Genomic DNA, 13904 nt, shown 5'->3' on the forward strand with positions numbered 1-13904 from the left:
TTCCGTGGCAAAGGGGACTAATTAGGCTCGACGTATGTCAGCCGCAGCGCGCCCCGGTCCCCCGCCGCCGTCCGCCCCGGGACTCTCGGCCGAACTGGCCGTCCGCGTCCCGCAGTTGCTGGAGGCGATGCGGTCCGTGGGGAGCGGGCTCGAACTGCACTCCACGCTGGAGCGGATCTGTGAGGCGGCGGCCACGCTGACGGACGCCCGTTACGCGGGGATCGGCGTCGTCGACGAGGACGGCGACGCGCTCGCCGACTTCGTCTTCCACGGGGTCGACGCGGGGACCGCGCGGCGCATCGGGCGGTTCCCCGACGGGCACAAGGGGCTGCTCGGCGCGCTCGTCCGGGAGTCGGAGCCGGTTCGGCTGGCGGATGTGACCGAGGACCCGCGCTCTTGGGGCTTCCCCGACCACCATCCTCGGATGCGCGGCTTCCTCGGCGTTCCCATCCGCGTCTCGGGAGAGGTCTTCGGGAACCTCTATCTGGGCGAGAAGCGCGGCGGGGGCGTCTTCAACGACTACGACGTCAGCATGGTCCGGGTGCTGGCGACCGAGGCGGGTATCGCCATCGGCAACGCCCGTCTGTACGAGGCCGCCAAGCAGCGCGAGCGGTGGATCGACGGGTCGGTGGCCGTCACGACGGCGCTGTTGTCCGGCGGGGATGCCGAGGACGCGTTGCAGGTCGTCGCGGAACGGGCCCGCCGGCTGTCCGGTTCGGCGGCCGGGATCGTGCTGTTGCCCGCGGCCGAGGGCGGCATGGAGATCGTCGCCGTGTCCTCGGAACAGCCGTCGGACCAGCTCGGCAGGGTCGTCGCGCCGGACAGCGAGATCATCGCGCAACTCCTCGACGGACGGCCGGTGTTCGTGGTGGACGCGGCCACCGATCCCCGGATGCTCAGCGCCCTCGCGCGCGCGTATGGCCCGATCATGGCGCTGCCCCTGCAGAGCGGAGGCCGCGTCCTGGGGGCCCTGGTCACGCCGCGCGCGCAGGGCGAGCGGCCGTTCACGGAGGCCGAGCGCACTCTCGCGATCCAGTTCGCCTCGCAGGCCGCGCTCGCGCTGATGATGGCCGAGGCGCAGCGCGACCGGGAGCGGCTCGCGGTGTTCGAGGACCGCGACCGGATCGCCCGTGACCTGCACGATCTGGTCATCCAACGGCTGTTCGCCACCGGGATGATGCTGGAGAGCGCCCAGCGCGGGTCGCTCGTCCCCGAGGTGCGGCACGGTGTGGCCAACGCCGTCGACGAACTCGACGTCACCATCCAGGAGATCCGCACCGCGATCTTCGCGCTCCAGCAGGGCCCCGCCGAGGCGCCCTCCGGGCTGCGCACGCGGGTGCTGCGGGAGATCAACATGGCGGCCGTGCCGCTCGGTTTCCAGCCCGGGCACCGTTTCGTCGGCGCGGTCGACACGACGGTCGGCGACCTCACCGGCAAGAACCTCATCGCGGCCCTGCGCGAGGCCCTCTCCAACGCGTTCCGGCACGCGGAGGCGTCCCGGATCGAGGTTGTCGTCGACGCGACCGCGACCTTGCCGGACGGCCGGCCCGGCGTACGGCTCACCGTCGCGGACGACGGCGTCGGCATCCCCGCCGACGGCCGGCGCAGCGGCCTGCAGAACCTCAAACGCCGGGCCGAATCCCTGGGCGGCGACAGCTGGTACGGGCCGGGCATCGGCGAGGACGGCGGCGGTACGACGGTGGTGTGGCAGGCGCCCCACTGAGCCCCGGCGGGACCCTGTCCGGTGCGGCTTCCGCGGAGCCCCGGTCGGGACGCTGTCGGGTGCGGCTTCGGCTGAGCCCTGTCGGGATCCTGTCCGCCGTGACTCCCGCTGAGCCTTGTCGGACACCCGTCCGCTGTGACTCCCGCTGAGCCCTGTCGGGCGCCCGTCCGGTATGGCTTCCGCGGAGCCCCGGTCGGGACGCTGTCGGGTGCGGCTTCGGCTGAGCCCGGTCGGGATCCTGTCCGCCGTGACTCCCGCTGAGCCCTGCCGGACACCCGTCCGGTATGGCTTCCGCCGGGGCCTGCCGGACACCTGCCCGCCGTGGCTCCCGCTCAGCCGTTCGCAGCAACGCGTCCCCCATGCGTACGACTTGGACAGGGCCCTCGCCCGCCGCGCGGGTCACGATCGCTGACATGCGCTCATCTCGCCGTCATCCACTGCTCGTTCCGGTGCTGCTGTGCGCGCTCGCCGTGCTGGCGGCTCGCCCCGGCGACGACGACACCCACACCGCCGCTGGTGCCAGTGCGGAGGTGGCGCGGCTGTACCAGGACGCGGCCGTCGCGGCGCAGCGGTACGAGGCGGGGCGGCAGGAGGCCGACGCGCAACGGGCCCGGGCCCAGCGGGTCGAGGGTCAACTGGACCGTGAACGGCGGGAGATCGCCCGGCTGCACGAGGACCTGGGCCGGATCGCCCGCGCCCAGTACCGCGGCGGCGGCGGTGTCCCGATGGCGGCTCGGATCCTCCTCGCGGACAGCCCCGAGGATCTGATGCGCGATCAGCATGTCTTCTCCCAGGCGGATCTCGCCGTCGGCAACGCGCTCGGCAGGAGTCACCGGGCCGAGGTGCGGCTCGCCGGTGACGAGGCGAAGGCCGCGTCGGCGTGGCGGACGCTGGAGAGGCGCAACGCCGAACTCGCCGACCTGAAGCAGGGCATCCAGCGGAGACTCGACGAGGCGCGCGGGCAGTTGCAGGGTCAGGCGGACGCCTCGGTCGCGGCGGGCAGTTGCCGGGGCGCCGTCCGCCTCGACCAGCCGCCGGCCCGGGTCACCGACCCGTGGGTCGCGCCGGTGGAGACCGTCGAACTGTCCGCGGGCTTCGGCAGCGGCGGCTCCCGCTGGGCGAACCGGCACACCGGCCAGGACTTCGCGGTGCCCATCGGCACGCCGGTCAGGGCGGCCGGGGCGGGCCGGGTGGTGCGGGTGTCCTGCGGAGGCGCCTTCGGCATCGAGATCGTCGTCGAGCACCCGGGCGGCTACTACACGCAGTACGCCCACCTCGCCGCCGTCACCGTCGACCAGGGGGACCGCGTCACCACCGGCCAGTGGATCGCCCAGTCCGGCACGACCGGCAACTCCACCGGCCCACACCTGCACTTCGAGGTACGGGTCACCCCGGACATGGGATCGGCGGTCGACCCCCTGCCCTGGCTGGCCCAGCGGGGCGTACCGATCGGCTGAGCCTGCGGGTAAGTACCGTGCTCCAGGCCTGCGGCCCTTACCGGCCCTTACCGGCGCTCGGCCAGCATCCGCTCGATCACGACCGCCACGCCGTCCTCGTTGTTGTCGACGGTCCGCCCGGAGGCCGCCGCGAGCACATCGGGGTGCGCGTTGCCCATCGCGTACGACCGTCCCGCCCAGGTGAGCATCTCGACGTCGTTCGGCATGTCCCCGAAGGCGACAACCTCCTCGGGCGCGATACCGCGCTCCGCACAGCACAGGGCGAGGGTGCTCGCCTTGGAGACGCCGGGCCCGCTGATCTCCAGGAGGGCGCTGGGGCTGGAGCGGGTGACGTTCGCGCGGTCGCCGAGGGCGAGGCGGGCGAGGTTCAGGAAGATGTCCGGGTCCAGCTCGGGGTGGAACGCGAGGATCTTCAGCACCGGCTCGTCGGCCCCCGGGGCGTCCGGCGCGAGGAGCTTCTCGGCGGTGGCGAGGCTGTCCGGTATCTCCATGTGCAGCTTCGGATACGCCTGCTCCTGGTAGAAGCCGTACGTCAGCTCGATCGCGTACACCGTCCCGGGCGCCGCCTCGCGCACCAGGCGTACGGCGTCGAGGGCGTTCTCCCGGGCCAGTTCGCGGACCTTCACGAAGCGGTGGGCGCCGGGGCCGCCGTGCAGGTCGACCACGGCGGCGCCGTTGCCGCAGATCGCCAGGCCGTGGCCGTGCACGTGGTCGCTGACGACGTCCATCCAGCGGGCCGGGCGCCCGGTGACGAAGAAGACCTCGACACCCGCCTCCTCGGCTGCCGCCAGGGCCGCCACCGTGCGGGGGGACACCGACTTGTCGTCGCGCAGCAGAGTGCCGTCCAGGTCGGTGGCGATCAGCCGTGGCGGGACGGCGGAGGCCGGGGTCTCGGGCTGTCGAGTAGCTGAGGTCACCGGGCCATTCTCCCGCATATGTCCGCACGGCTGTGCGGGAGAGTGCACAGGTGAGTGGTTAACGCCCCTACCAGGGGCGTTGTGCTCTCCCCGATCCCGGCCGAGCAGCGGTGACGACTCAGCGGAGCTGTGTCGGAGCCTCCATGGCGATCTGCTCGAAGATCTTCTCGTCCGCCACGAAGTCGGAGTCCGGGATGGGCCAGTGGATCACGATGTCGGTGAAGCCCAGTTCCTGGTGCCGGCCCGCGAAATCGACGAAGGCGCCGAGGGACTCCAGCGGACGGCCGCGGTCCGGGGTGAAACCGGTGAGCAGGATCTTGTCGATCCCGGCCGCGTCCCGGCCGATCGCGGCGCAGGCGTCAGCCAGCTTGTCGACCTGCCCGCGAATGGCGTGAACCGACTGCTCGGGGGTGCCGTTCTCGAACAGCTTGGGGTCACCGGTGGTCACCCACGCCTGTCCGTACCGGGCGGCGAGCTTCAGCCCACGAGGTCCGGTGGCCGCTACTGCGAAGGGCAGCCGGGGCCGCTGCACACAGCCCGGGATGTTGCGCGCTTCGTGCGCCGAGTAGAAGTCGCCCTTGTACGACACCGAGTCCTCGGTGAGCAGCCGGTCCAGCAGCGGAACGAACTCCCCGAGCCGGTCGGCACGCTCACGCGGGGTCCACGGCTCCTGGCCGAGCGCGGTGGCGTCGAAGCCGGTGCCGCCCGCGCCGATGCCCAGGGTGACCCGCCCGTCGGAGACGTCGTCGAGCGAGATGAGGTCCTTGGCGAGGGTCACCGGGTGCCGGAAGTTCGGCGAGGTGACGAGGGTGCCCAGACGCATCCGCTCGGTCACGGCCGCGGCGGCGGTCAGCGTCGGTACGGCACCGAACCACGGGCCGTCCCGGAAGGTGCGCCAGGAGAGGTGGTCGTAGGTGAAGCCGGTGTGGAAGCCGAGCTGCTCCGCGCGCTGCCAGGATTCGCGGCTCCCCTCGTTCCAGCGGAGGTACGGGAGGATCACGGTGCTCAGGCGCAGGCTCATGATTCCCAGGCTATGCGGCTGTCCCTGTTTCACGTGAAACCGTCACCGTACGCGGCTGTTCAGCCACGGCGTGAGGACGATCATCGAGATCCACTCCTTGTGCGTCCGGTCGCCGGGCAGCGGGACGACCAGGTTGCAACTGGGCGGGAAACGGCGGGACTTGACGTAGGCGCGGCCGTCGAAGACCGAGCGGAGGAAGGCGGGGACGTCGTCGCGGGCGATGTCGGGGCAGTCGATGCCCTCGACCGTGATCAGCGCGTCGTCGTCGGGATAGAGCCGTACGCTCACCCGGGGCAGTCCGCCGAACTCGGCGAAGGCCTCGTGCGGGAGTGAACCGTCCGGGTCGGTGGTGACGCCGAAGCCCGCGGAGGTGCGGCGGGAGGTCTGGTCGGCGCCGATGTCATGGGTGACCTCGATCTCCCGCGCGTACTCGGACGCGATGGCGCGGAGGGCGGTGACGGCGGCCTCGGTGCTGTGGAAGTGGTCCATACCACTGATCATGCCGAGGGTGGCGCGGCCGGGGCCATACCGGGGCGGTACTCCCTGGGCCGTGCGAGGTCAGTGGGGCGCGGGGAACCGCAGATACCGCACGGGTACGGCCTCGGTGAGCCAGACCCCGTTCTCGCTGACCCGGAAGACATGGCTGTCCTCGTGCATCGCGCCGGCGTCCACCGAGAGCACGACGGGGCGGCCGCGGCGGGCGCCGACGCGGGTCGCGGTCTCCCGGTCGGCGGAGAGGTGCACGGCATGGCGGTTCATGGGCCGGAGCCCCTCGCCCCGGATCGCGTCCAGGTTGCGGGCGACCGTGCCGTGGAAGAGGTACGGCGGTGGGGTGGCCGGGGGCAGTCCGAGGTCGACCTCGATGCTGTGGCCCTGACTGGCGCGGATACGGGTGCCCTCGATCGCGAAGCGGCGTTTGTCGTTCGTGGCCACCACGTGGTCGAGTTCCTGACGGCTGAACCGGACCCCGTGTGCGGCACAGGCGGCGATCAGCGTGTCGATCTCGACCCAGCCGGCCTCGTCGAGGGTGAGCCCGATCCGCTCGGGCTGGTGGCGCAGATGCTTGGAGAGGTACTTCGACACCTTCACGGTGCGTCTTTCATCCATCCGGTCAGCATGACGGGAGAGACGTGGATCACGCACTTTATTTTGCGGCCGATGTTTGATCCACAACCAACTGTAGTTATCCACAGGGGAATTGGCGCTTCTGTGGATAACTCCCTGTCATGTCACCCCTGTTCGTCAAGATCGTCTGGGGGCGCACTGCTTGGCATGAGCGCATCCAACGCCCTTGCCCTCAGCTCCCGTTCGACCGCCAGCGCGATGAACTCGGCCGCCCTCGCCGGACCAACCAGCCCCTCCACGGCCCGCATTGTCGTCTCGGGCACGGCCACGGAACGTGACGATGACACGGACCGCGAAGGCTCCGCCGCGCCGAGATGCCGGCGCAGCGACCGATTCGCGAACAGGCGCATCGCCCGGGCGAGTTCGGCGTCCACCGTCTGCTGCGCGAGGGGCCGCAGCCGTCGTACGAGCGAGGCCGCTTCGGTCGCGTCCGCGTCGGTCGGACGGTGTGATCCGTCCAGGTAGCGGGCGAAGACGTGCTCGGTGGTGAACTCCAGGAAGCGGGCGGCGATGTGCTCGACCTGGACCCTCAACTCCCGCAGGTGGGAGGAGATCGCGGGCAGCGGGACTCCGGAGGCGTACAACTCGACGGCCACGGCCAGCTCTTGGGGGCTCGGGACGAGGAATGAGTCGGGGTCTCCGGGGACCGGTTCCAGCACGCCGAGTTCGACGGCTTCGGCGACGGCCGCGTCGTCCGGGCTGCCGCCGAAGCGCTGTTCCAGCTCGGCGCGCGAGATCCGTACCGCCTCTTCGTCGGTCCACGGCCCGTCCACCTCGGCGGCCAGCCCGAGCACCCCGCCCAGCCCCCGGCCCGCGTCCCAGGCGTCCAGCAACTCCTTGATGGACGCCAGGCCGTAGCCACGGTCGAGCAGATCCGCGATCTGCCGGAGCCGGGCGAGATGGACATCGGCGTACACGTTGGCCCGGCCGCGCCGCTCGGGCCGGGGGAGCAGCCCGCGGTCCTGGTAGGCACGGATCGTCCGGACGGTGGCACCGCTGAGATGCGCGAGGTCTTCTATGCGGTAGGCGGCGTCGCGGGGGCCGGGGTTGGGGACGGGACTCGAAGCGGAGCGGGAGCCGGAGTCCGAACCGGAGTCCGAACCGGACCTGGCCCCACCCGTCCCCGACCTCACGCAGCCCCCGCCCGTGCCGCCGGTGACCTCCGCAGGTACTCGGCCGCCCGGTTCAACGACCCCTCCCGGGACGGATGGTAGGAGCGGCGCAGATAGCGGGGGACGGCCGCGCCGAGTGAGCGCCAGGTGGGCAGCAGGCCTTTGCGTACGGCCCTGTTGTGTGCGGGAAGCGAATAGCGGACGCGGACGGGGAGTTGGGGGTCGTGGCGTATCAAGTAGGCCGTGCCCCAGGCCCACAGGGAGAGCATCACGGGCGCCGTGACCGCCATGCCGGCGACGCGGCGGGCGTAGCGGGGGAGGCCGTGGCCTCCGCAGTGCTGGAACATGTCGTAGGCCACCGCGCGGTGTTCGACCTCCTCGGCGCCGTGCCAGCGCAGCAGGTCCAGCATGATCTCGTCGGCGCCGGCCTGGTCGAGGCCCTCGGCGGCCAGGATCCAGTCGCCCAGCACCGCCGTGAACTGCTCGATCGCCGCGACGACCGCCAGCCGGAAGCGCAGCCACTCCCGCTCCGGCACCGGCGCGCCGAGCGGTGGGCGTTCGCCGAGGAGCCGTTCGAAGAGGAAGTCGACGTGCCGGGTGAAGTCCGCCGTGTCGAGCCGCTGGGCCGCGAGATGGTCCAGCACGTGCGCGTGCTGGACGCTGTGGGTGGCCTCCTGTCCCATGAACCCCTTGACGTCCGCGAGGAGTTCGGGGTCCCTGACCAGCGGCAGGCCCTCCTTGAAGACCTTCACGAACCACCGCTCCCCCGCCGGCAGCAGCAGATGCAGCACGTTGATGACGTGGGTGGCGGTCGGCTCGTCCGGGATCCAGTGCAGGGGCGTGCGCGACCAGTCGAAGGCGACCCGGCGCGGGGCGATCGCGTGGTGCTCGTGCGCGGAGGTCACAGCGGCGGCTCCAGGCGGGCCATCGCCCGCAACGCGCGCGGGGCGAACCGGGACATCAGATGGGCGCCGCGCGCCTCCGGTGTGACGGGCACGACGGCCTGGTTGCGTACGACGGCCCGCAGGATCGCGTCGGCGACCTTCTCCGGCGGGTAGTTGCGCAGCCCGTACAGCCGCGCGGACTTCTTCTGGCGCCGTTTCTCCTCGGCGGCGTCGACCCCGGCGAAGTGCGCGGTCGAGGTGATGTTGGTGTTGACGAGGCCCGGGCATATCGCCGAGACGCCGATCCCCTGGCCGGACAGTTCCGCGCGCAGGCACTCGCTGAGCATGAGCACGGCCGCCTTGGAGGTGCTGTAGGCGGGCAGTGCCTTCGACGGCTGGAACGCCGCCGCCGACGCCGTGTTGACGATGTGGCCGCCCTGGCCGCGGTCGGCCATCTGTTTCCCGAAGAGGCGGCAGCCGTGGATCACGCCCCACAGGTTGACGTCCAGGACCTTCTTCCAGTCCTCCGGGGTGGTGTCGAAGAAGGAACCGGAGAGTCCGATTCCGGCGTTGTTCACCAGGACGTCGACCACGCCGTACTCGGCGGCGACCTTCGCGGCGAGCTTCTCCATGGCCTGCTCGTCGGAGACGTCGACCGTCTCCGCCCAGGCCTCGGGGGCGCCGATCAGCCGGGCGAGTTCGGCGGTGCGGGCCGCGCTCTCCGTGTCCCGGTCCACGGCCACCACGCGCGCGCCGGACTCGGCGAAGGCGAACGCCGTGGCCCGCCCGATGCCGCTGCCCGCGCCCGTGACCAGCACGAGCTGCCCGCCGAACCGCTCTACGTACTTGCCGGTCGCCGGCGTCGACCTGGGGCGCTCGCCCTCATGGGTGGTCACGAACTCCGTGATCCAGGAGGCGAGTTGATCGGGTCGCGTGCGCGGGATCCAGTGCTTGGCCGGGAGCGTGTGGCGCACCGCACCCGGCGCCCACAGCTCCAGTTCGTCGTAGAGCCGCTCGGACAGGAACGCGTCCCCCAGAGGCGTGACGAGCTGCACGGGCGCGTGCGCGTACGCGTCGGGGCGTGGTCTGCGCAGCCTGGCGCGGACGTTGTCCCGGTACAGCCAGGCGCCGTGGGCCGCGTCCGTGGGGAGCGACGAGGTCGGGTAGTCGCCGCGGGGGACCTTCTCGACGCGCTCCAGGATCTTCGGCCAGCGCCTGCCCAGGGGGCCGCGCCAGGCGAGTTCGGGGAGCACGGGCGTGTGAAGCAGGTACACGTACCAGGACTTGGCGCCCTGGCCGAGGAGTTGGCCGACGCGGCGCGGGGTGGGCCGGGTCAGGCGCTTGTTGATCCAGTGCCCGAAGTGGTCCAGGGAGGGCCCGGACATCGACGTGAAGGAGGCGATCCGGCCCACCGTGCGCTCGACGGTGACGAACTCCCAGGACTGCACCGACCCCCAGTCGTGCCCTACGAGGTGCACGGGCCGGTCCGGGCTGACCGCGTCCGCGACCGCCAGGAAGTCGTCCGTGAGCTTCTCCAGGGTGAACCCGCCCCGCAGCGGCTCCGGTGCCGTCGACCGGCCGTGGCCCCGGACGTCGTAGAGCACGACGTGGAAGCGGTCCGCGAGCCGGGACGCGACCTCGGACCACACCTCCTTGCTGTCGGGATAGCCGTGCACCAGGATGACCGTGGGGCGCGAGGGGTCCCCCAACTCGGCCACGCACAGCTCGACTCCACCCGTCCGCACCCAGCGCTCGCGCGCACCCTCAAGCGTCACTTGTCCTCCGCCCAGCGCCGCACGTGCGGCAGATCGTCGTCCAGCCAGAAGGCACTCTGTTCGGGGTCCGCGGAGTCGGTGACGACGAGGATCTCCTCGAACTTGGCGCCCGTGCCCCGGAATCCGAGATGCGGTTCGACCGCCCACAGGCCCGGGTGCGGGGGATGGTCCGAGAAGCGGTACGGCGACCAGAGCGGCGACCAGCCGTCGCGGTGGCCGTGCAGCGCGTCGCTCGCGAGGCCCTTCAGGGACTGCGTGCCGAACCCGAACAGCCTTGGGGACCAAGGGCGTTCGGCGACCCGGTCGACCTTGTGCGCGATCACGCCGAAGGGGTACGCGCGGTGCCGGTTGGCGTAGCCCTGGCGGACCATGAGGCGGTCCACGTCCTCGTAGATCTCGCGCAGCGGGCGCCGCTCGCGCACCTCGCGCAGGAGCAGCGCGCGGTGTGCCTCCAGGTCGGCCATCAGCCGGTCCTGCACCGGGTTGGCGCCCAGGGAGCCCGAATACCCGATGTCGGCCGTGAAGCCCTTGTACACGGGGGCCATGTCCAGGATGAACGGCATCCCGGGCTCAAGACGGCGGCCCGTGGGGAAGAACTGCAAGGGCACCCGGAAGTCCGTGAACGCCGTGCGGTCGCCGAACCAGGCGAAGGGCAGATGGAACCAGTCGCTCACACCCCGCGCGCGCAGCCACGACCGCTGCATCCGCGCCGCGTCGCGCTCGGTCACCCCGGGTTCCAACCGGGCCGCGACGGCCTCGGCGCACTCGTACGCCAGCCGCTGGACCTCCCTGAACCCCCGCAGTTCCGCGGAGAGTTCGCGTGTCACCGCCGTAGTCATGCCACCGCCCCACCTGTCCACACCGACTGCGGTACGTGCTCGTAACTTGACACTCGTGAATGTGACAGTTGTTAGAGGCTGCGTCAATAGGCGTGATCTCCACCTGTGGATAACCGCGGGGGCCGGTCGCGTAGCTCTCAAGTAGGGGCATCCCCTACGGACCCGTACGCCTGGAGTCTGACGTGAGGACAGCTCTGCGGGGTGACGACCGCAGTGGTCCGCGTCACTACCTTCGTAGACGTGACTGTGATCGCGACCGAAAGCCTGAGCAAGCGGTTCCCACGGGTGACCGCGCTTGACCGGCTCTCCGTGGACGTCGGCCCCGGTGTGACGGGGCTCGTCGGTGCCAACGGAGCCGGCAAGTCGACCTTGATCAAGATCCTGCTGGGTCTGTCCCCCGCCTCCGAGGGCCGAGCCGAAGTGCTCGGCCTCGATGTCGCCACCAAGGGTGCCGACATCCGCGAGCGCGTCGGGTACATGCCGGAGCACGACTGTCTGCCGCCCGACGTCTCGGCCACCGAGTTCGTCGTCCACATGGCGCGCATGTCCGGCCTGCCGCCCACCGCGGCCCGCGAGCGCACCGCGGACACCCTGCGCCATGTCGGTCTGTACGAGGAGCGCTACCGCCCCATCGGCGGCTACTCGACGGGCATGAAGCAGCGCGTCAAGCTCGCGCAGGCCCTCGTCCACGACCCGCAGCTGGTCTTCCTGGACGAGCCGACCAACGGCCTCGACCCGGTCGGCCGTGACGAGATGCTCGGCCTCATCCGCCGCATCCACACGGACTTCGGCATCTCGGTGCTGGTGACCTCGCACCTGCTGGGCGAGCTGGAGCGCACCTGCGACCACGTCATCGTGGTCGACGGCGGCAAGCTCCTGCGTTCCAGCTCCACCACGGACTTCACCCAGATCACGACGACCCTGGCGATCGAGGTCACCGACACCGACGACCACCCCGACGGAAGCCGCGCGGTGCGCGACGCGCTCCACGCGCGCGGGGTGGACACCCACGACAGCAGCGGCCTGCCCGGCGCGGGCCACGTCCTCCTCCTGACGGCCACGGGCGAGGAGACGTACGACGTGGTCCGGGACGTGATCGCGGACCTCGGCATCGGACTGGTGCGCATGGAGCAGCGCAGGCACCACATCTCCGAGGTCTTCACCGACACCGACACCGGCACCGACACGGGCGCCGGCCACGACGCAGAGCGGAAGGAGGCCGTAGGCCATGGCAATTGACCAGCCCCTGGTCCCCCAGCCGGGCGACCAGACCCGTATCCACAACATCGGCTACCGCCACTACGACGGCCCCCGCCTGGGCCGCGCCTACGCCCGCCGCTCGCTCTACTCGCAGTCCCTGCGCGGCTCGTACGGCCTCGGCCGCTCGGTGAAGTCCAAGGTGCTGCCGATGCTGCTGTTCGTGGTCATGTGCGTGCCCGCGGCCATCATGGTGGCCGTCGCGGTCGCCACGAAGGCCAAGGACCTGCCCGTCGACTACACGCGCTACGCGATCATCATGCAGGCCGTCATCGGCCTCTACGTCGCCTCGCAGGCACCCCAGTCGGTCTCGCGCGACCTGCGCTTCAAGACCGTGCCGCTGTACTTCTCACGGCCGATCGAGACCGCCGACTACGTGCGGGCCAAGTTCGCGGCCCTGGCCTCGGCCATGCTCATCCTGACCGGGGCCCCGCTGATCGTGCTCTACGTAGGAGCCCTGCTCGCCAAGCTGGACTTCGCCGACCAGACCAAGGGCTTCGCCCAGGGACTCGTCTCCGTGGCCCTCCTCTCGCTGCTCTTCTCCGGCATCGGCCTGGTCATCGCCGCGGTCACCCCGCGCCGCGGCTTCGGCATCGCCGCCGTCATCGCCGTCCTGACCATCTCCTCCGGCGCGGTCTCCACCCTCCAGGCGATCGCCGACGCGCAGAACTCCACGAGCGCCATCCCCTGGATCGGCCTCTTCTCGCCCGTCACGCTCATCGACGGTCTCCAGTCGGCCTTCCTGGGCGCGACTTCGGCGTTCCCCGGAGGCGTCGGCCCCAGCCACGCGGAAGGCGTCGTCTACGTCCTCGCCGTCCTGGGCCTCATCGCCGCGACCTACGGCCTCCTGATCCGCCGCTACCGGAAGGTGGGCCTGTGACCACGCTCTCCATCGACCACGTCTCCCGCTGGTTCGGCAACGTGGTCGCCGTCAACGACATCACCATGAACGTCGGCCCCGGCGTCACCGGACTGCTCGGCCCCAACGGCGCCGGGAAGTCCACCCTCATCAACATGATGGGCGGCTTCCTCGCCCCTTCCACCGGCACCGTCACCCTTGACGGCCAGCAGGTCTGGCGCAACGAACAGATCTACAAGCACATCGGCATCGTCCCCGAGCGCGAGGCGATGTACGACTTCCTCACCGGACGCGAATTCGTCGTCGCCAACGCCGAGTTGCACGGCCTCGGCGCCAAGGCGGCCCAGAAGGCGCTGGCCACGGTCGAGATGGAGTACGCGCAGGACCGCAAGATCTCCACGTACTCCAAGGGCATGCGCCAGCGCGTGAAGATGGCGTCCGCCCTGGTCCACGACCCCTCGCTGCTGCTCCTCGACGAGCCCTTCAACGGCATGGACCCGCGCCAGCGCATGCAGCTCATGGAGCTGCTGCGGCGGATGGGCGACGAGGGCCGCACGGTGCTGTTCTCGTCCCACATCCTCGAAGAGGTCGAGCAACTCGCCTGGCACATCGAGGTGGTGGTGGCCGGCAGGCACGCGGCGAGCGGTGACTTCCGCAAGATCCGCCGCCTGATGACCGACCGCCCGCACCGCTACCTGGTCCGCTCCAGCGACGACCGCGCCCTCGCGGCCGCGCTGATCGCCGACCCGTCGACGTCCGGCATCGAGGTCGACCTGGCCGAGGGCGCGCTGCGTATCCAGGCCGTCGACTTCGGCCGGTTCACGGTCCTGCTGCCCCGGGTGGCCAAGGACCACGGCATCCGGCTGCTCACGGTCTCGCCGTCGGACGAGTCGCTCGAATCAGTCTTCTCGTATCTCGTCGCGGCGTAGGAGGCC

13 protein-coding genes are annotated in these 13904 nt (G+C 71.1%); 5 read left to right on the forward strand and 8 right to left on the reverse strand.

Annotation, left to right across the window (positions count from 1 at the left end; all coding sequences use genetic code 11):
• Positions 1–34: 34 nt before the first annotated feature.
• On the forward strand, positions 35–1723 hold the full coding sequence (locus OG194_RS23755) for a sensor histidine kinase (RefSeq protein ID WP_327402839.1): 1689 nt from the start codon (positions 35–37) through the stop codon (positions 1721–1723).
• Between the two features lie 413 nt (positions 1724–2136).
• Positions 2137–3180, forward strand: a complete 1044-nt coding sequence (locus OG194_RS23760; protein WP_327402840.1) for a M23 family metallopeptidase — start codon at positions 2137–2139, stop codon at positions 3178–3180.
• Positions 3181–3227: 47 nt separating this feature from the next.
• Here the strand turns inward: OG194_RS23760 and OG194_RS23765 are convergent, their stop codons facing one another.
• The 8 genes from OG194_RS23765 to OG194_RS23800 form a co-directional block, all read right to left on the reverse strand.
• Positions 3228–4115 carry a Cof-type HAD-IIB family hydrolase gene (locus OG194_RS23765; protein WP_327402841.1) on the reverse strand — a complete coding sequence of 296 codons (888 nt, stop codon included), beginning with the start codon at positions 4113–4115 and terminating at the stop codon, positions 3228–3230.
• A gap of 100 nt (positions 4116–4215) precedes the next feature.
• Positions 4216–5118: an LLM class flavin-dependent oxidoreductase gene (locus OG194_RS23770; protein WP_327402842.1), complete on the reverse strand. Its 903-nt coding sequence runs from the start codon at positions 5116–5118 to the stop codon at positions 4216–4218.
• Positions 5119–5160: 42 nt separating this feature from the next.
• On the reverse strand, positions 5161–5607 hold the full coding sequence (locus OG194_RS23775) for a hypothetical protein (protein ID WP_327402843.1): 447 nt from the start codon (positions 5605–5607) through the stop codon (positions 5161–5163).
• 69 nt (positions 5608–5676) lie between these two features.
• Positions 5677–6225 carry an RNA 2'-phosphotransferase gene (locus tag OG194_RS23780; RefSeq protein ID WP_327402844.1) on the reverse strand — a complete coding sequence of 183 codons (549 nt, stop codon included), beginning with the start codon at positions 6223–6225 and terminating at the stop codon, positions 5677–5679.
• Between the two features lie 122 nt (positions 6226–6347).
• A complete protein-coding gene (locus OG194_RS23785) occupies positions 6348–7262 on the reverse strand; it encodes a MerR family transcriptional regulator (RefSeq protein ID WP_327407183.1) in 915 nt (304 codons plus the stop codon).
• A gap of 110 nt (positions 7263–7372) precedes the next feature.
• Entirely contained in the window at positions 7373–8260 is an 888-nt protein-coding gene (locus OG194_RS23790) for a metal-dependent hydrolase (RefSeq protein ID WP_327402845.1), read from the reverse strand.
• Positions 8257–10014 carry an SDR family oxidoreductase gene (locus OG194_RS23795; RefSeq protein ID WP_327402846.1) on the reverse strand — a complete coding sequence of 586 codons (1758 nt, stop codon included), beginning with the start codon at positions 10012–10014 and terminating at the stop codon, positions 8257–8259. The genes OG194_RS23790 and OG194_RS23795 overlap by 4 nt, the downstream gene beginning before the upstream one ends.
• Entirely contained in the window at positions 10011–10853 is an 843-nt protein-coding gene (locus OG194_RS23800; RefSeq protein ID WP_327402847.1) for a M24 family metallopeptidase, read from the reverse strand. The genes OG194_RS23795 and OG194_RS23800 overlap by 4 nt, the downstream gene beginning before the upstream one ends.
• A 246-nt stretch (positions 10854–11099) precedes the next feature.
• Here OG194_RS23800 and OG194_RS23805 point away from each other — a divergent pair, with 246 nt between their 5' ends.
• From OG194_RS23805 to OG194_RS23815, 3 genes are read left to right on the forward strand one after another with little or no spacing between them, the layout of a single operon-like run.
• Complete coding sequence (locus tag OG194_RS23805; RefSeq protein ID WP_327407184.1) at positions 11100–12092, forward strand: ABC transporter ATP-binding protein; 993 nt, start codon at positions 11100–11102, stop codon at positions 12090–12092.
• Positions 12082–12990, forward strand: a complete 909-nt coding sequence (locus OG194_RS23810) for an ABC transporter permease (protein ID WP_327402848.1) — start codon at positions 12082–12084, stop codon at positions 12988–12990. Before OG194_RS23805 ends, OG194_RS23810 begins: the two co-directional genes overlap by 11 nt.
• Positions 12987–13898, forward strand: coding sequence for an ABC transporter ATP-binding protein (locus OG194_RS23815; protein WP_327402849.1), 912 nt, complete (start codon positions 12987–12989; stop codon positions 13896–13898). Before OG194_RS23810 ends, OG194_RS23815 begins: the two co-directional genes overlap by 4 nt.
• Positions 13899–13904: the final 6 nt, after the last annotated feature.

Origin of the sequence: Streptomyces sp. NBC_01288, assembly GCF_035982055.1 — a bacterium.
Taxonomy (GTDB): domain Bacteria; phylum Actinomycetota; class Actinomycetes; order Streptomycetales; family Streptomycetaceae; genus Streptomyces.